Genomic DNA, 18328 nt, shown 5'->3' on the forward strand with positions numbered 1-18328 from the left:
GGTAGCTAAAGTTCTCTTTTGGCTGCCGTTCTTTCTTTTTTAGTCTAAACTCCAGTGACGGAGGTCGCTTCAAATTTATATCCGACGCCCCTAACCGTTTGAATCAAAGCTGGATGGGAAGTATCAGTTTCTATCTTTTTGCGAATTTGGCCGATATGGACATCGACGACTCTTTGATCGCCAACATAGTCGTACTCCCAAACGCGATGAATGAGTTCTGCACGACTCCAAACTCGACCGGGCTGACTGGCTAAACAGTATAACAAATCGAATTCTAGAGAAGTCAGGGTGACGAGATGGTCGTTAACCATCACTTCTCGGCGTTCTGGATCGATGGTTAAATTCCCGAAGACAAGCGAATCCTTTTCTTCGGGAATAATCACTCGCCGACGCTTTAAAATAGCTCTAACTCGAAATTCTAGTTCTTGCAGATCGAAGGGTTTAGTAATATAATCGTCTGCTCCTTTTAAGAATCCCTCTTTTTTATCTTCAACATCAGTACGACTGGTAAGCATGAGAATGAAGACATTGGTGTTGCGCTGCATTTGCTCGCATAGGTTATACCCCAGCGCATCGGGTAAATTGACATCCAAAATGATCAGGTCGGGGTTAAACTTGTTGAATAGATCGATAGCGGACTTTCCATCCGCTGCCGCCTGTACCTGATAAGTTTTCTGGCTCAGGAAGCGAACGATCAAGTTACGAATTGCTGAGTCGTCGTCTACAACTAGAATCTTGGCAGAAGCCATGGCACTTGTTTTCCTGGTAAAAATTAGAAGCTAAATTGCTAGGATGTCAGGTAAAGAGGGATTTTTTAACTAGATACTTACCTTATCTAGTGTTCGTTTCTCAAGCTAAACTATAGCTTGAGGAAGGATATTGATATCCTTTTGTGATTTCAGGAGCGTAAAAAAGCAGAAGCTCGATGGAATGAAAATCGAGGGAAAATGTAATCTAAAAGTAATGCATCTTTTTGAAGAAGCAAGACTTCTCGAAGGTTCATTCCGTTCGCTCAATCCGCTTTAGCTTTCCGCTCTCAAAATTAGTTTACCCTTTCCCACACGGTTACTTAACATCATGGCAATATCAAAGGAGGTTTTAGATGAGCGAGCAAAATCCCTATGAAAGGCTAGGAGTCACTGAAAATGCCTCCTTTGAGGAGATCCAAGCAGCGAAGCAGCGCTCGATCGAACAGTATCGAGACGACAGTCAAGTTCTTGAAAGCATTGAGGCAGCTTATGATGCCATTATCATGGATCGTCTGAGAATGCGCCAAGAAGGAAGAATCAAGGTACCAGATAGAATCCGCTTCCCTGAAAAGCTTGCTGAGGTATCTCCTCTACCTCCCTCTGTTTCAGTGTCTAAATCTCCTAGTTGGTTGCAGCGCGCGATCGATACGCCATCTCAGTCAGATCTTCTCTGGTCGATCGCGGTTTTCCTAATTTTGTCGATTCTAACGGTTTTTTCCCAAAATAACAGCGAATCGGTGCTTCCTTTGCTAATGGCGATAGGAGTTTGTGCTAACATTTATCTGCTCAATCGCAAAGAGCAACGTTTGGGGCGCGCTGTATTATTCACCGTGCTGGGTTTGCTCTTGGGAATTGGATTGGGAAGTGGCTTGGCATCTTTACTGGGATTGCCCAGTAGCTCATTTATGTTAAGTGTCGAACAGTTGGCTTGCCTTGTGACGTTTGGCTTGTTCTGGCTGATTAGTAGTTTTCTGCGTTGAGGTTTTAGGAAATGGCATGGATAGCAGACATTACTAGATCGACGGCTTCACTGAGGTTCTTAGCGATATGGTCGGGTTGATATTGCTCTAATCGCTCGCGATCGCGAATGCCTGATAATACGCCAACTACTTTAATATTATGGGTTTTAGCGGCAATGATGTCAGCTTCGGTATCTCCTATCATCCAGGTATCGGCAGCGAGGGGTAATTCTCGGAGAGCTTTCTCCATTAATAAAGGTTTGTCTTCTACATCTGCCGTTTTGACATAATCGTCGCTTAAACAATAGCAGCGATCTGAGGGAAAAAATTTTCTGAGATCGTACTGCTCGAACGCTGCTTCCAATTCTCGCACTCGACGCATGGTCATGACGACCAGATCGATTCCTTGCTTTTGTAGTCTTTCTAGGGTTTCTACAGCACTAGGAATGGGGCGATCGTAGACTAAATAGGAAAGCGTATGAACGGTTTGACGGCGCAAGCGAGCAAATTTTCGGGCTTGGGCTTCGTCTAGACCCGAAAGAATGCCAATCTGTCGTTCTGGAACTTTTGTCCGTTTCAGCTCCCAAAATTTCGATTTGGATAGTTCGCGAACGGGTTGTTCGGGACGTTTTGTTTGTTCTAAGCAAAACTGATAAACGCGATAGTAGCGTTCTGAAACGTCCATGATGGGACCGTCGAAGTCAGTAATCAGTCTTAACATTAAGCGCTGTAAACAATATATTGTTAAGTTTTATATCAAAATTAGCTTAGCAGATACACTGTAACTATGACAGCAGTTTCCATCTCGAAAAGACACACAAATTTTGGTAGGGGCAGATTTCTAAACCTGCCCCTACTAAACCTTTTCCTAACATAAACATCGAAGTTAATGAATTTCCTGGAACCTATAGATCGAGTCCATTGAAACTAAGAGCTTGCACTCTTAGCAACAGGTACCTGGAAATTGATTTCCAGGCTTACATATCAAGTCCATTGAAATTGAAAGCTTACCCCTTTGGCATCAACGCCTAGAACTCAAGTTCTAGGCGTTAATGCCAACTCGATTAAAATCGACTGAAATTCCTATTGGGTCTTCTTTAGAAGACTTTTTCGATCGCACGGAAAATGAATGACAACAGCGGTTGTTGAGAATAGTGCAAGATCTTATTTGAAATGGACTAAAACACTTGTTTAGTCTTTAGTCGTCTTTAGACGACTTGAAATATGAGGCAGCGATTTCAATCGCTGACTGACAGCTCAGTTAAACCCAATTTCTCACTCAAACAGAGAAAATAACATCTCTCCCTCTACCGCTAATTGGTCGTCAACCGTTGCCTTTCCATGCATTTTAGCAATTCGATTGAGCTTAAACGAGAGCAATTCCACTTCTATGACCAGGCGATCGCCAGGAATGACCGGACGGCGAAAACGCATCTTATCAATCCCCGCATAGGCAAAAAATTTCCCTTTCATACCCGGAAGAAGGGTTAGTACGATGCCGCCGACTTGTGCCATAGATTCTGCTAGCAGCACTCCCGGCACGATCGGACGACTGGGAATGTGTCCGGGAAAAAAAGGTTCGTTGATGGTGAAATTTTTGATGCCGACTGCACGTTTTCCAGGAACGTAATTGATAATGCGATCGACTAGCGCAAAGGGATAGCGATGGGGCAGGAGTGCTTGGATTTCTTCTACGGTAAAAGTCGTTTTTTCAGGCGAGGTTTGCTGTTGTTGGCGATCGACAGTATTGGTATTAATAGTGGAAGACATGGGTAATTAGATATCAGTTAGTAGTTGGTAGTTAGTAGTTGGTAGTCAATAGTTGGTAGCTTTAGGCTACTATCTATGAACTACTGAGCGCTAACGTGCAAAGAGCTTTTGCCAGTTGAACGTGTAACTTATGGCTGGCTTTGTACGCAAGGAAATGAGCGACAGGAATCGTTCCTAGTAAACTTAAATCCCCTACTAAGTCTAAAAGTTTATGACGAACTGGCTCATTTGCAAACCTCAAGGGTGGATTTAGCCAACCAGAGCGACGATCGCAGACGAGGGCGTTCTCTAAACTTCCTCCTTTAATCAACCCAGCTTGTCGCAGTTGCTCGATTTGGTCGGCAAAACCGAAAGTTCGTGCGGGAGCGATCGCCTCGACGAAGCTTTCTGAAACGGGACTCCAACTGTGCCATTGATTGCCAATTGCCTGGTAGGGAAAATCGATTCCGTAGGTAAAGCGAATCTCTGGGGCAGGTAAAGCGGCGACGAAACTATCTCCTTCTTGTATCCAGATGGGGGCATCTAGAGATGCAACCCGTCGCGTCTGAGATAGGGGAATAATACCGACTTGGGCGATCGCGTCCGTCCAAACCTTTGCCGAACCATCTAGCAGCGGCACTTCTGCCCCATCAATTTCAATCCTGGCATTATCTACGCCACTGCCAGCCAATGCCGCGAGAAGATGCTCCACCGTGCCGACTGCACCTGCTGCGGTTGCGAGTTCTGTAGACAGCGTGGTCTGACGAACTGCTTCCACCCGTGCTGGGATTGAGGGGCATTCGGGCAAATCTACCCGCACAAAATAGCGCCCCTCTCCTGCCTTAGCTGGCAACACTCGCACGCAAGTCGTTGCCCCAGAATGCAGTCCTATGCCTGAAATTTCAAACGATCGCTCGATTGTCGTTTCCATCGATCTTGGTAAATGATAACTTTACGGGTGCAAAGCTTTGCACCCCTACTGGTCACTGATAACTGATAACGGATAACTGTTTAAAACCTTTCTCCAATGCCAAAATGAAGCTGAGATTCTCCTTGGTCGTTCCATCCATAGTCTATCCGAATTGGACCGACAGGGGATTGAACCCGAACGCCAAGACCGTAGCCCAAACCGCTACCCGGTAAGTTCCGAACGTCGCCAGGAGCGCCGGGAACGCCACCGCTAGAACCCAGCGTCGTGCCGTAGTCGAGAAAGACAGCAGCCCCGATAAAATCAAGAATTGGGAAGCGATATTCAGCGGTTGCCTGAAAATAGCTGCGACCAACGCCAACTTCTCCTTCCCCGTAACCGCGCACCGAGTTACTACCACCGATAACAAAAGCTTCATAGGGCGGTAAATCTCCGAGGACAGTTCCTGCCTGAACGTTAAACGCGATCGTCTGGGGTAGCTTTTCTGAATCTTCAGCAAAGCCAAAGTCAATATAGTTAACCGGAATATAGTAACTGTAACTCGCTCTGAGACGACTCAAAAGAATATTACCGGAGCCGATAGGGACGCTTTGCTCCAAGCCCAAACGCAGGAAAGAACCGCTAGTTGGTTGTAAGGTATTATTGCGGTAATCCTGAGTCGCACCAAAACTGAAGACAAATAAGTCATCTTTACCGCTAGGACTAAAGGCTAAGTCTCGCAATCCGTCATCGCGCGAGGATCTGGGCGCGATATCGCCGTCTCCGTTCTCGATCTGAACGCGCTGGTAAGTAAATCCAGCTGAAAGTCGCCAATCTGGTCTTGTATAAGGATTTTCAGCGATCGGGCGCACAAAGGTAATGCCGCCTCCGGTACGAACGACGCGGGGACTATCGTCGCCATTCTCCGTGGTCAAGCGCGTGTCGTCCCCGTCAAATACCAAGGAAATCGACCGACGGCGGAAGGCATTAACCGTATAAGAAGTGCGGTAAGGATCGCCGCCAATCCAGGGATCGGTAAAGCTCACGTCAAACAGGAATTCTCGTTCCCCGATCTGCAATTCTGCTCCCAGGGTTTGGTTATTGCCGCCCAGATTCTGCTCTTGATAGCTCACCGTTCCAAATAAACCGCTATTGGAGCTAATCCCTGCACCTGCCGCCAGCGAGGCAGTATTGCCCTCGACCACATCGACATTAACAATGACTTGACGCGGGTCTTTTCCGGGGGAAAATGACAGCCTCGCATCCTCAAAGATCCCCAACCCAAAGACGCGCTGAAGATCCCTTTGCGCTATATTGCGGTTGAAGACATCTCCCGGCTTTAACTCTAATTCCCGCGTGACGATAAACGGTCGCGTGTCTCCTTCTTTTGGCTCGTCTTCTTCGTCGAAAAATCTGACCTGGATATCTTCGATAACCCCTTCTGCGATTACCAAAGTAACGGTTCCATCTTCGGAAACTTTAGGAGATTCGATTACCTGTGCTAAATCGTAACCATTTTGGGAATACCACTCATTGATTTTTTTAATCCCCTGTTGCAAGTCGCGCAAATTGAGAATCCTACCATACTGCTCCTTAAATGTCTCCTCTATCACTTGGTCGGGCAAAACGCGGGGTTTTTCTGTGGGAGGGACGGTTTGGATTTCTACGCGCTGTAGCACTGGATTGGGATCGACGGCAAAAGTGACGCGAACGCCTAGGGGAGTATCTTCTGGGGTGACTCTGACGTTGGCAAAGAAACCCGTAGCGTAGATAGCATTGATGTCTTCTTGTAGTTGAGAGCGGGTGGCAATTCGTCCCGGACGAGTGCGAATGGTGTTGTAGACCAGATCGGTCAATTCCGGAGGAGCACCGCTAACGAGTACTTCTGAGACGAGCACTCGCGCTTCTTCGGCAGGTGCTTCTTCAGGAGATTCTGCTCCATCTTCAGGTGCTGGGATTTCTGGAGCTGGAGTTGGGGAAGTTTCGGGCGCGGGGACTTGAGGAGGAGGCGTTTCTTGAGGCTTAGGGGCGCTTTGTTGGGGAGCGGGAGCCTCCTGCGATTCGGAATCGGGGATTTGCAGGGTAGGAGTTTCTTCTGGCGTTTCAAAGGGTGGTGTTTGTGCAGTCAGCGTTTCGTGCAAGGCAGCGGTAGGCTTTGCTGGAGACGGAGAACCTACAGGCATGGAAACCCGCTGAGACTTGGAGTCGGAAGCACGAGGAGTTGCAGGCGCGATCGCATCGGCTAAGATTGACGGCTCGTCTGCTTGCGCAACTATCGTCGTTTCTAGAGAAAGACGATTTTGCAGCTCTTGCGCAAAAGCCGTCTGAAGCTTGCTCTTTTGTCTGTCGGAAGGGTTGACTTTCTCCTTGAGCCAAGCGGTTTCTGCCGAGGAGAGAATTGGGTCGGTGGTTTCTCCCCTAGCCGAACTAGCTAAGTTGAGCACTGCTGTCGCAATAACTAGGGAAAAAACAACAGGAGACAGCTTCACATTTATGATTTTGTCGAGCACGTCCACACACCACCAAAAATAAGTATTGTCAATTTTGGTCTACTATTTAATATTGACCAAACGACTGGCAACAAGTTACTAACATAGCACAGAGAAGATTAGTAACCGAAGATAGAGACTGTATCTAATTTGCAATGTTCCGATCGCTCTCTCATTGGTTGCGCAACTGGGCAATTTGTTCTAAAACCCGTTGCTGGACTCGCTGATAAGCAGATTCTACCTCTCCTAAATCTCGACGAAATCGATCTTTATCCATGACTCTTGCTTTGGGGTCGGTTTCGGCTTTATCCCACAAACGACAAGTATCGGGACTGATTTCATCGGCTAAGAGCAACTGTCCCCCAGAATCTAGCCCAAATTCTAGTTTGAAGTCTACTAGAGTAATTCCGCAGCGTTCGAAAAACTCGCGCAAATGTTGGTTGATTTTGAGGGCCATTGCTTCTATTTGCTCTAGCTGTTGCGGTGTGGCTAGCTCTAAAATGGCCAGGCGATCGCGGGTGAGCAGGGGATCTCCAAGGGCATCATTTTTTAGATAAAATTCTACTAGGGGATATGGTAAGATTTTTCCCTCAGGCAAACCCGTCTGTTTGCAAAGACTGCCAGCCGCGATATTTCTGACGACAACTTCTATGGGAAGAATTTTGACGGCTTTGACGCGCATGCGATCGCGTTCGGGGCGATCGATATAGTGAGTAGGAATTCCCAGAGATTCTAACCATTCAAATAAAGCCGCCGAAATCGCACAGTTGATTTCTCCTTTTCCCCGAATTTGCCCTCGTTTTTGAGCGTTAAACGCAGTTGCATCATCTTTAAAGTAGGTCAGGAGGATTTCTTCGTCTTCTGTCGGGTACAGAATCTTGGCTTTTCCTTCATATAGTTTTTCTACCATAGAACCTTCCATTTTTAATACAAAGAATTGATAATAGCGATCGCGCTGAGACTACGACAATTGTAAAACTTTCATTGCTATACAAACTGGCGCTATAGCATAGTTCGAGTTCTTCTGTTAAATTTGAATTCAGCAAAAGTTAATAATAGATTAACATTAGGTTAATAAAAGACTAAGTCAACTTAAACACCAATAGCGTTCGATCTCCATAAAATAAGGATAATTCAGGCAGGGCGATAGCAATGGCAGCTAACAGAGACAAAGAAGACTTCCTCTATCCTCGCAGTCCCTATCGGGGTGAGGTGAAGCCAGAAAATCTGGTCTTCAACGCCAATTTACAAGAATTTGCCCAACGAGTCAGCTATATCTGTAATTTAGAAACTGGCGGCAAGATCGCTCCCGAAGAAGCTTACGAGCAAATCAAGGCGCTTTGGAAGGAACTCAGACAAAGCAAAAAGCAACTAGGGATTGGAGAAAATCCTTTTGCTGGCGGTAGCGATGATAAGGAGAATAAAAACGAATAGCGATCGCGACTTAGTAACCAGCGACCCAGTTATCGGCAATAGGCTATAAACTGATAACTGACAACTGGTAACTCAATAGATGTCTCGTTCTAAAGCCCTACAGTATTACATTCTAGCTCGCCTACTGCTAGCTCCACTCATGTTATGGACGATTATTACAATCGTCTTTTTGCTGATGCGGGCGACACCGGGAGACACGGCAGACGCGATTCTGGGCAATCGCGCTCCCGAAGCCGCTAAGTTAAAGTTAAGAGAAGAATTAGGACTAAATCAGCCCCTTTGGCTTCAGTATTTAAATTATCTATGGGATTTGCTGCGCTTGGATTTAGGAAACTCGATTACCAGCAAGGGAATTGCTGTTTGGGAGGTCATTCGAGAGCATTTTCCGGCTACGCTAGAATTGGCGTTTTATAGTATAGTCGTTGCTCTAGTCGTTGGTATTGGCATTGGAATTTTTTCTGCCTCTCGTCCTGGAAGCGCGATCGATGTCGGTGGAAGACTATTTGGAATCGTTACCTACGCTTTACCCATTTTCTGGGTTGGTATGCTCCTGCAATTGATTTTTTCTGTCCAGCTTGGTTGGTTTCCCCTCGGAACTCGTTTTCCGCTGAGCGAAACTCCACCCGCAGCAATCACGGGGCTATATACGATTGATAGCCTGCTAACCGGGAATTTCGCTCAATTTTTCACCGCTTTGCATTATTTGGCTATGCCTAGTCTGACGCTAGGAGTTCTTTTGAGCGGGATTTTTGAACGAATCGTGCGGGTGAATTTAAAGCAAACGTTGCAAGCAGATTATGTAGAAGCTGCTAGAGCAAGAGGCATTCCCGAACGACAAATTCTTCTCGCTCACGCCCTAAAAAATGCCCTGATTCCGGTTATTACAGTTCTAGGACTGACATTTGCATCCTTGTTGGGCGGTGCGGTTTTAACAGAAGTAACGTTTTCGTGGCCCGGTTTGGGAAATCGGCTATATGAAGCTATTTCTTTGCGAGATTATCCAACCGTTCAGGGAATTATGGTCTTTTTTGGGGCAATTGTGGTTTTTGCCAGCATTTTAATCGATTTAATCAATGCTTACATCGATCCTCGCATTCGTTATTGAGATCCCCATCTACTTGCTGGTAAAACGGTGTAAAACGCTATGAAGTTATTTTCATCGCCTTACACCAATTTTCAGGTTTTCGCGATCGACATCCTTCTCCCCTCTCCCTATTTGGGAGAGGGGTTAGGGGTGAGGGCAATCGACCATCTCTGTCATTAATGCATGAAAAATAGTATTACATCTTGTTACCCTTATTTATTAATCATGACAAATGTAAGGGTATGAATATGACATTTATTCGATGCGAGCAAACGCTCTAGTGTAATATCTTAGGACGATAGTTGGCGATCGCTAATTTTCTTGGGTGGATTTAACAGCGATCGCCAGCCTTTAATACTTAACACTGCATCTTTATGCTTGTTGATAAAGATCGGATCGAATTTTAGAAATCGAGGGTCAGATTGTCTTTTGAATCTTCTTGTTTCCACTGAACGGGTGACTCTGCTGCTTTGGAAGTTTCTAGAGGATCTGCGCTATTGGAAGATTGAGAGTAAACGAGCGATAATTGTCGAGGTTGATTCGGATTATCTTCTGTCCCTCGCCTGCGTTGTGAAGTTCTTTCGTCGCTGGTATCTTCTGTTATAACTTCGTATAGGACTGCCAATTTATTGCGATCGCTGCCCTTTCTCAATACCCTACCGAGTCGCTGTACGTATTCCCGCGTCGAACCCGTACCCGATAGAATAATGGCAATGCGAGCATCGGGTACGTCAACCCCTTCATTGAGAACGTGAGAAGTGACCAGGGTTTTGTAATCTCTTTCTCGAAAGCGAGTTAGAATCTCATGGCGTTCTTTGACGGGTGTCTGGTAAGTGATAGCAGGAATCAAAAACTCTTGCGAGATGCGATAGACAGTTGCATTATCGTTAGTAAAAATGAGAATGGATTCTGGATAATGTTCGCAAATTAATTCGATGAGAACTCGCAATTTTGCATCAGTTCCGGCAGCAATTTCTTTCGCTTCTCGATGGGCAAGCATGGCACGCCGTCCCGCATTCGATCCCGCACTGGCTTGGACGAAGAGTTGCCAACCATTTAAACTCCCTAAAGAAATATTCGACTGACGCAAAAAATCGTTGCGAATTTTTAGGGCTTTCTCGTATCTTTCGCGCTCTTTTTGCGATAATTTAACCTTAATTTGGACGATTTTATGTTCTGCTAGCGCCCCTCCAGAAAGTTCTTCAGGGGTTTTACGATAGACGACCGGACCAATAAGGGCATCCAACTCCCGATGAGTGCCATCGGTTCGATCTGGAGTTGCAGTCAGTCCTAAACGATAGGGCGCGATCGCATCCTCAGCAATTCTACGAAAGAAGTCTGTCGGTAAGTGGTGGCATTCGTCAAAAATCAGCAGTGCATAGCGATCGCCCAAAGCTTCCGAATGAATCGCCGCGCTATTATAGGTTGCTATTAGGATGGGAGTGCGATCGCGCGATCCTCCTCCCAGCAATCCCACTTCCACATCGGGAAATGCCGCTTTTATCTGGGCATACCACTGATGCATTAAATCTAACGTAGGCACGAGAATGAGAGTCGTGCGAGGAGTCGCTTGCATGGCAAGTTGCGCCAAATAGGTCTTTCCCGCTGCCGTAGGCAGAACGACAACGCCTTTTCTGCCTGCTTGTTTCCAAGCTTGCAATGCTTCTTTTTGATGGGGATAAGGTTCTCTCTCAAAGCTGGGAGTCAGTTCGAGAGGAATAAATTCTTTTGCTTCGTCGATAAAATCTATTCCCGTCGCCTGTAGCGTTTCTACTAGGGGACGATAATCAATGGCAGGAATGCGAAATTTTTCAACGCGATCGTCCCAACTAGCAAAGTCGATCCACTCTTTTCCTTTTGGCGGCGGATGTAAGATTAATGTACCCCGATCGTATTTTAGTTTGGGGATGCGAGCCATAGGGAGATGAGGAAGATTTAAATATGAATATTATCTCTCGCAGAGACGCAGGGGCGCAGAGAGATTGCTAAGAAAGTAAATTGACTACCGCTAGCTATTTAACCTGAGTTCGGGATAAGCAGAAACCCTAATTCGGTCGTTGCCTGAAAGAGTTATTCTTTCGTAGAAACACTGGCTAAAATGTATCTGAGATTATCTCTCTTTTGTTGCCATTAAATGCTTTAAATATTTTCTCATGGCACTTAAAAGAATATTCGTCATCGCGAGAGTAATATTCTCTAACCCAGGTTTGTAAAAATTCCAAATTGGTATCTTGTTCTTGGGGAGTTTTATATTTATGTGGCTCCCACGGTCTTTTAAGATTATTTTCTAGACATTTTTCGATCCCAGGATTTAAGAATATCATTTCTGAGCAATGTCTTACGACCTTCTCAATTAAGCTTCCGTAACATCCTTCGATTATCCATTGAGGATTTTCATTAATAAAATCATTCAACAATTTCTCGCTTTCATTTTCTTCTCTTCTTACTCCTGGCAGATTTGGTATCCAGGTAATCGTATCTAAATCTAGCATTGGTATGTTTAGTTCTCTCTGGAATTTTAAGGCCAAGGTGGTTTTCCCAGAGCCAGAGTTACCAAATATAACGATTTTTCTCACGGACTAATTTCTATCTCCAATGAATTCAGTTCAATTTGTATGCGATCGCCATAACTTAAATTAGGAATTAATGGGGCGAGAATTTCAACAGTTGAATTATCTTGAAAGTGCGTTTTTTTTGTTTCTGGATGGGGATAGTAAATTAAGGTATCATATCGAATATTATTGTAGACAACTCGACAGCGAGAAAAAGAGAAATCTTCGGGAGGATGTTTGGAAGTCCACTCAACCTTTTGGAAAGTATATTCTGGCTGTTTGACAGTGAAAGTATAAGGACTAATCGATACATTTAATGTAGCTGGAAAGAATGGGGTCAAATCCAGTCCCAGTTTTTGGAAAAAAGGTGTCTGCATTTCTATTGTACTTCCCGGATAAGGACTGTTTTCAGCCATGCCAGAGGCTACTTGGTGTCCCTGCTTAATTATTCCATCAATTGTTATCCACTGACTCTGCATTATTGCTGCACGAATTTTTTGAGTTTTGCGATATTCTATATCAAAATTAACCCAAACAAGAGAGCGATCGCACTTCACAACAATGCAAGTTTCCCCCCAAACAAACCAGTTTGTTGATGTTCGCACCTGTGGAATTAACCCAAATCATTGGTATGTTGTGGCACGCAGTACGGAAGTCAGAGATAAACCCATCGGCGTGACGCTATGGCATCAAGCTATTGTTCTCTATCGAGATAAGACGGGGAAAGTTCATGCACTCGAAGATCGCTGTCCCCATCGACAGGTAAAACTCAGTCATGGGAAAGTTATTGGCAATGAACTCGAATGTTCTTACCATGGATGGCGCTTTAATTGGGAGGGAAATTGCGTTGCTGTTCCCTATCTTGCCTCAAATCAAAAGTTACCTAATTGTCAAATTTGTCGCTATCCAGTACGAGAATTAGATGGATTTATTTGGCTATTTCCTGGAGATTTAGACAAATTAGATCGAGACTCTATACAACCGATGGGAGTTCCAGAATGGGAACATCTTAATTACATTGCTACTGTATCCAGTATTGAGTGTAAAGGACATTATTCTTTTTTAATAGAAAATCTAATGGATATGTATCACGGGCATCTACACAATGACTATCAAGCTTGGACCTCAGCATCTTTAAAAGATTTAAATACAGATGAGAAACAAGTAAAGGCTCATTATGAAGCCCAAAGTTATTACAAAATCGATAAAATTTGGTCGATTTCGCAGTTATTTTTCCCTGCTTTCCGTCGTCTCCATCCAGAACCTTTAGATGTGAGTTATGTGTATCCCCATTGGGTATCTACATTAGGAAAAGATTTCAAAATTTATTGTTTATTTTGTCCGGTTAATCAAAATTATACTCGCGCTTATTTAATTCATTTTACTTCTCTCAATTCCTTTTGGCGCTTACATAAATTACCTGTCAGGTTTCGTCGCTACCTTAAAAATAGTTTGTTTGGTTCGGCGCAAAAATTATTAGATGGTTTAGTTCGTCAGGATGTAGAGATGATCGAACAAGAACAGCAGGCATATCTTAACGATCCTGGCCGTCGGACTTACGAACTAAATCCCGCGATCGCAAGCGTACAAAAATTAATTTGTCAACAAGCAGCGATGGGGAATTATCAATGATGTAAGAAGATTTACTGCCCGCAGACTTGAATTAATAAGGTTCTCTTGCGAGGGCCGTCGAGTTCGCAAAATAACACCGATTGCCAAGTTCCTAATCCCAATTTGCCATCGACAACGGGAATGACTTCGCTAGTACTTAGCGTCATCGCCATCAGATGAGAGTGGGCATTCATTGGTTCGTCGGGCGGAATATTTTTGCGCAAATGAAGGTCATTGTGGAGATACTTTTCTGATTGAGGCGCTAATTTTCTCAAGTAACTTTTGAGGTCTTCTAGCAGTCTTTCTTCATATTCATTAATCGTTAATGCCGTTGTTGTATGTCTCGAAAAGATTAAAACCTGTCCGCTTTTAATCGAGGTTTCGAGCAGAATTTTTTCAAGCAGAGGAGTAACGTTATAAATTCCAATCCTGCTATCGGTTTCTATATCGAGAATTTCATTAATAATTTGCATAGAAATATTAAGATGACTCTTCGGATTTCATACAATTTTCATATGCTGCATCTGGCGGTAAATCTTTTTGTAGTGCCGCGCTGACAGCCAAGCGATCGCAATATTCATTTTCTGGATTGCCTGCGTGTCCTTTTACCCAAATAAAGTTAACTTCATGTTGCGCGCATAAATTCAACAATTGCTCCCACAAATCGGAATTTTTCGCCTTTTCCTTTTTGTTGCGCTTCCAGCCATTTTTCTGCCATTGCCGCGCCCAGCCCTTGGTTATGGCATTAACCAGATATTGAGAATCAGTATACAAAGTAACGGTACATTTAGTTTTGAGCGCCATCAATCCCGCAATAGCAGCCAGAATTTCCATGCGGTTATTGGTAGTTAAGCGAAACCCGCCCGATAGTTCTTTTCTATGTCGCCCATAGATCAGAACAACACCATACCCGCCCGCACCAGGATTGCCCAGACAGGCTCCATCGGTATATATCGTAACTTCCTTAAGAGATTCACTCATCTACAATTCGGCTTGATTGGGGAAATAATCGAGAAATTGAGGAAATTTCCAGAAGTAAATTCATAAATCCTTTAAAGATTTAGTGAAGTTGACTGAATGATATTGACGATTTATTGTAAGAAAAAAATAATGGCATTAGATAATTATGAGATTGTAAGTAAAATTACGTGAATGCGATCGCTGCTGGCGAGAGCTTGGCAAAAATCCAGGACAAGATTTAGTTTAAGATTAACTTTATATTTTGAACGGTCAGTTGCATGAGAATCTTAGTTACGGGTGGTGCCGGTTTTATAGGTTCCCATCTCATCGATCGCCTGATGGAAGCGGGGCATGAAGTTCTCTGCCTCGATAACTTTTATACAGGGCATAAACGCAATGTTCTTAAGTGGTTAGACCATCCCTATTTTGAACTAATTCGTCACGATATTACCGAACCTATTCGCCTAGAGGTAGACCAGATCTACCACCTCGCTTGTCCCGCATCTCCAGTTCACTATCAATATAACCCCGTCAAAACCATCAAAACTAACGTCATCGGAACGTTAAATATGCTGGGGTTAGCCAAGCGGATCAAAGCGAGATTTTTCCTAGCTTCTACTTCAGAAGTATATGGCGACCCAGAAGTGCATCCCCAACCCGAAGACTATCGCGGCAATGTCAACTGCACGGGGATCCGGTCTTGCTACGACGAAGGCAAGCGCGTGGCTGAAACCCTAGCCTTCGACTACCACCGACAAAACAAAGTAGATATTCGAGTAGCGCGCATCTTCAATACCTATGGTCCTCGGATGCTGGAAAATGATGGTCGCGTCGTCAGTAATTTTATCGTTCAAGCCTTGCGAGGCGATCCTCTAACCGTTTACGGCGATGGGTCTCAAACTCGCAGTTTTTGCTATGTCTCTGACCTAGTAGAAGGATTTATCCGCCTGATGAACAGCGACTATATCGGTCCCGTTAACTTAGGCAACCCCGGAGAATATACCATTCTAGAATTGGCTCAGGTCATTCAAAATATGATTAATCCCGATGCAGAATTAGTATTCAAACCCTTGCCGCAAGACGACCCCAAACAGCGACAGCCGGATATTACCCGTGCTAAAACATACCTAGATTGGGAACCGACTATTCCCCTAAAAGAGGGCTTAAAACTGACGATCGAAGATTTTCGGGAACGTCTTTCTTAAAGCTAGAAGTACGGGTACAGATCTCTTCGCCCGTATGGTAGAGACGCGATATTTTGCGTATAAAAGTCACAAGTAAAACGTCAAAAATCACAAAAAGGATCGAACTGTATGCGCGTTTGTGTGATCGGCACTGGATATGTTGGCTTAGTTACAGGAGTTTGCCTCGCTCACATCGGACACCACGTCATCTGCGTTGACAACAACGAAGAAAAAGTCAAATTGATGAAATCGGGACAATCGCCTATTTACGAACCGGGATTGTCGGAACTGATGCAGTCTTCCGCCCAATCGGGACGTTTGGAGTTTACCTCGGATCTCGCGGCTGGCGTAAAACACGGAGAGATTTTGTTTATTGCCGTTGGCACGCCGGCATTACCAACTGGCGAAAGCGATACGCGCTATGTGGAAGCGGTTGCTCGCGGGATCGGCGCCCATCTCGATAGTAGCACTTATAAGGTCATCGTTAATAAGTCCACCGTTCCCATTGGTTCTGGAGACTGGGTAAGAATGATCGTCCTCGATGGCGTAGCCGAACGCCTAAAATCTTTAGTGACCGCAGGCGGAAGCAGCGAACCGACTAAAGAAATGATGGCTAATTTCGATGTCGTCAGCAATCCCGAATTTTTGCGGGAGGGGTCTGCGGTTTATGATACCTTCAATCCCGATCGCATCGTATTAGGAAGCAACAGTCAAAAAGCGATCGCGATGATGCAGGAACTTTATGCTCCCCTGGTAGAACGCAAATTTGCCCAAGACCAGTCCTTGCCTCCCGTTCCCGTGGTAGTGACGGACTTAAGTTCTGCAGAAATGATTAAATATGCCGCTAATGCCTTTTTGGCAACTAAGATTAGTTTTATTAATGAAGTAGCCAATATTTGCGATCGCGTCGGTGCCGATGTCACGCAAGTCGCCAAAGGAATTGGCTTAGACTCCCGCATCGGAGATAAATTCTTACAAGCCGGCATCGGCTGGGGCGGTTCTTGTTTCCCAAAAGATGTCTCGGCGTTGATTCATACGGCTGAAGACTACGGCTACGAAGCCGAATTGCTCAAATCGGCGGTCAATGTCAACAAGCGTCAGCGTTCGATCGCGATCGAAAAACTCCAGCAAGAACTGAAAATCCTCAAGGGCAAAACTGTCGGTTTGTTGGGTCTAACCTTTAAGCCAGATACCGACGACATGCGAGATGCCCCCGCACTAATTCTCATCGAACAACTCAATCGTCTCGGTGCTAGAGTAAAGGCTTACGATCCAATCGTTTCTCAATCGGGTTTGAGTCATGGATTATCTGGGGTCATTATTGAAACCAATCCTGAAATGCTCGCCGATGGTTGCGATGCTTTGGTATTAGTTACCGATTGGCAAGAATTTCTCAAACTCAACTACGAAAAAATGGCAAAGCTGATGACCAATCCAGTGATGATTGACGGTCGTAATTTTCTCGATCGGGAAGCTTTAGAAAAAGCCGGTTTCCGCTACGTTGGCATCGGTCGTTAAAGCGCAAACGAGCATCAATCGTTCGAAAGGCAAAATAAGTTTCTTTAACTGCTTATTTTGCCTTTTTATGACTATATGTATGAATTATCAGGATTTTTAAACTTGTTTGGGCGAGCCTTATAGTAAGGTTGTTGTACGAGGCACAAGTTCTTCTTTTACAGGTTGTCTTAAAAGTATAAATAAGATGTCATGTTGAGCGTAGAGATCGCGAAGCAAAACATCTTATAACGCTTTTCAGTTAGATGAGAAACAAAATTGGTCGATTGGGAGAAAAGAGAAAAGAAAAAGGGAAAAAATCCTGTATTCTACTGACTCGAAAATCTATTTAGCATACCAACTCCAAACAGAGATTCTTCGTTATGTTCTACTGCACTCAGAATGACAGAATGGAGTTTTCAAATGTCTTCTGGGTTCAAGAGCGAGTGTTTAGAATTACCAGCCAAAATTTTTGTCAGTAAAAACTATTTTTAAAGTTTATGATGCATCCTCATACACGACTGGGTTTTGTTAACGAAACCGTAGGATATGGTGTATTTGTCACAAATTTTATTCCTAAAGGAACTATCATTTGGGTGTTAGATGAACTAGATCCTAAATTAGACGAAGCACAAATTAATTCTCTCGATCCATTACTTCAAGAGCGAGTCAGAATATATGGTTTTCGCGATACTATTTATCTAGATAGTAAAGGAAAATATCTACTCTGTTGGGATATCGGTCAATTTGTCAACCACAGTTCTCAACCAACCTGTCTTCCTACTCCCTATGAATTTTCCATAGCTTCACGAGATATCTATGCGGGAGAAGAATTAACAGATGACTACCGCTGGTATAACATCGACCATGCATTTGATTATCTATTAGAAGACGGTACAGCCAGACGAGTTAAAGCTGACGATCTTTTCGATTGTTACAAGATATTAGAAAGTCAAGCCGAAGAAGCAATGCGTTGTATTAATAAAGTAGAACAACCTTTAAGATCTCTAATCAAGAAGAAATACTTAGATAAAATTGAAGCCGTAGCAGAAGGAAAAGAACCAATGGATTCACTCCTAAGATGTTATTACGAAAACTCTAGAAAAGAAATTTTTAAGACTTTATCAACTCGACCGAATACTCGAAATAGTTGAAA

The 18328-nt window shown here is 44.2% G+C and carries 18 protein-coding genes; 7 read left to right on the plus strand and 11 right to left on the minus strand.

Annotated elements, in window-relative coordinates:
• Positions 1 to 44: 44 nt before the first annotated feature.
• Positions 45 to 749, minus strand: a complete 705-nt coding sequence (locus tag NIES593_RS15560) for a response regulator transcription factor (RefSeq protein ID WP_073600455.1) — start codon at positions 747 to 749, stop codon at positions 45 to 47.
• 353 nt (positions 750 to 1102) lie between these two features.
• On the opposite strand from NIES593_RS15560, the gene NIES593_RS15565 reads away from it, so the two are divergent.
• A complete protein-coding gene (locus tag NIES593_RS15565; RefSeq protein WP_073600456.1) occupies positions 1103 to 1729 on the plus strand; it encodes a CPP1-like family protein in 627 nt (208 codons plus the stop codon).
• A 4-nt stretch (positions 1730 to 1733) separates the two neighbouring features.
• Here the strand turns inward: NIES593_RS15565 and NIES593_RS15570 are convergent, their stop codons facing one another.
• The 5 genes from NIES593_RS15570 to purC form a co-directional block, all read right to left on the minus strand.
• Positions 1734 to 2429 carry an HAD family hydrolase gene (locus NIES593_RS15570; RefSeq protein WP_073600457.1) on the minus strand — a complete coding sequence of 232 codons (696 nt, stop codon included), beginning with the start codon at positions 2427 to 2429 and terminating at the stop codon, positions 1734 to 1736.
• A 554-nt stretch (positions 2430 to 2983) separates the two neighbouring features.
• A complete protein-coding gene (gene fabZ, locus NIES593_RS15575) occupies positions 2984 to 3478 on the minus strand; it encodes a 3-hydroxyacyl-ACP dehydratase FabZ (protein WP_073600458.1) in 495 nt (164 codons plus the stop codon).
• Positions 3479 to 3551: 73 nt separating this feature from the next.
• The gene (lpxC, locus tag NIES593_RS15580; RefSeq protein ID WP_073600459.1) at positions 3552 to 4388 is read right to left on the minus strand and encodes a UDP-3-O-acyl-N-acetylglucosamine deacetylase; all 837 of its coding nucleotides are present in this window, start codon (positions 4386 to 4388) and stop codon (positions 3552 to 3554) included.
• 80 nt (positions 4389 to 4468) lie between these two features.
• Positions 4469 to 6547, minus strand: a complete 2079-nt coding sequence (locus NIES593_RS15585) for a BamA/TamA family outer membrane protein (protein ID WP_342747370.1) — start codon at positions 6545 to 6547, stop codon at positions 4469 to 4471.
• 478 nt (positions 6548 to 7025) lie between these two features.
• Entirely contained in the window at positions 7026 to 7763 is a 738-nt protein-coding gene (gene purC / locus NIES593_RS15590) for a phosphoribosylaminoimidazolesuccinocarboxamide synthase (RefSeq protein ID WP_073600516.1), read from the minus strand.
• A 242-nt stretch (positions 7764 to 8005) separates the two neighbouring features.
• Between purC and NIES593_RS15595 the strand changes: the two genes are divergently transcribed.
• Positions 8006 to 8287, plus strand: a complete 282-nt coding sequence (locus NIES593_RS15595; protein WP_073600461.1) for a DUF7219 family protein — start codon at positions 8006 to 8008, stop codon at positions 8285 to 8287.
• Positions 8288 to 8366: 79 nt separating this feature from the next.
• Positions 8367 to 9392: an ABC transporter permease gene (locus NIES593_RS15600; RefSeq protein WP_073600462.1), complete on the plus strand. Its 1026-nt coding sequence runs from the start codon at positions 8367 to 8369 to the stop codon at positions 9390 to 9392.
• A gap of 382 nt (positions 9393 to 9774) precedes the next feature.
• Here NIES593_RS15600 and NIES593_RS15605 read toward each other — a convergent pair whose 3' ends face one another.
• The 3 genes from NIES593_RS15605 to NIES593_RS15615 all read right to left on the minus strand — a co-directional run bounded on the left by NIES593_RS15605 (position 9775) and on the right by NIES593_RS15615 (position 12402).
• Entirely contained in the window at positions 9775 to 11289 is a 1515-nt protein-coding gene (locus NIES593_RS15605) for a DEAD/DEAH box helicase (protein ID WP_073600463.1), read from the minus strand.
• A gap of 175 nt (positions 11290 to 11464) precedes the next feature.
• Entirely contained in the window at positions 11465 to 11947 is a 483-nt protein-coding gene (locus tag NIES593_RS15610) for a P-loop NTPase family protein (RefSeq protein WP_073600464.1), read from the minus strand.
• Positions 11944 to 12402, minus strand: a complete 459-nt coding sequence (locus tag NIES593_RS15615) for a hypothetical protein (protein ID WP_073600517.1) — start codon at positions 12400 to 12402, stop codon at positions 11944 to 11946. The genes NIES593_RS15610 and NIES593_RS15615 overlap by 4 nt, the downstream gene beginning before the upstream one ends.
• A gap of 82 nt (positions 12403 to 12484) precedes the next feature.
• On the opposite strand from NIES593_RS15615, the gene NIES593_RS15620 reads away from it, so the two are divergent.
• Positions 12485 to 13555, plus strand: coding sequence for an aromatic ring-hydroxylating dioxygenase subunit alpha (locus NIES593_RS15620; protein ID WP_073600465.1), 1071 nt, complete (start codon positions 12485 to 12487; stop codon positions 13553 to 13555).
• 11 nt (positions 13556 to 13566) lie between these two features.
• On the opposite strand, the gene NIES593_RS15625 is transcribed toward NIES593_RS15620, so the two are convergent.
• Together NIES593_RS15625 and rnhA are read right to left on the minus strand one after the other, a co-directional pair.
• The gene (locus tag NIES593_RS15625; protein WP_073600466.1) at positions 13567 to 14007 is read right to left on the minus strand and encodes a secondary thiamine-phosphate synthase enzyme YjbQ; all 441 of its coding nucleotides are present in this window, start codon (positions 14005 to 14007) and stop codon (positions 13567 to 13569) included.
• A 7-nt stretch (positions 14008 to 14014) separates the two neighbouring features.
• Positions 14015 to 14515, minus strand: a complete 501-nt coding sequence (gene rnhA, locus NIES593_RS15630; protein ID WP_073600467.1) for a ribonuclease HI — start codon at positions 14513 to 14515, stop codon at positions 14015 to 14017.
• A 257-nt stretch (positions 14516 to 14772) separates the two neighbouring features.
• Between rnhA and NIES593_RS15635 the strand changes: the two genes are divergently transcribed.
• The 3 genes from NIES593_RS15635 (at position 14773) to NIES593_RS15645 (ending at position 18326) form a co-directional block, all read left to right on the plus strand.
• Positions 14773 to 15699: a UDP-glucuronic acid decarboxylase family protein gene (locus NIES593_RS15635; protein WP_073600468.1), complete on the plus strand. Its 927-nt coding sequence runs from the start codon at positions 14773 to 14775 to the stop codon at positions 15697 to 15699.
• 108 nt (positions 15700 to 15807) lie between these two features.
• Positions 15808 to 17196: a UDP-glucose dehydrogenase family protein gene (locus NIES593_RS15640; RefSeq protein ID WP_073600469.1), complete on the plus strand. Its 1389-nt coding sequence runs from the start codon at positions 15808 to 15810 to the stop codon at positions 17194 to 17196.
• Positions 17197 to 17672: 476 nt separating this feature from the next.
• Complete coding sequence (locus tag NIES593_RS15645) at positions 17673 to 18326, plus strand: SET domain-containing protein (protein ID WP_073600470.1); 654 nt, start codon at positions 17673 to 17675, stop codon at positions 18324 to 18326.
• The last annotated feature ends 2 nt before the right edge of the window (positions 18327 to 18328 follow it).

Origin of the sequence: Hydrococcus rivularis NIES-593, assembly GCF_001904635.1 — a bacterium.
Taxonomy (GTDB): Bacteria; Cyanobacteriota; Cyanobacteriia; order Cyanobacteriales; family Microcystaceae; genus Hydrococcus; species Hydrococcus rivularis.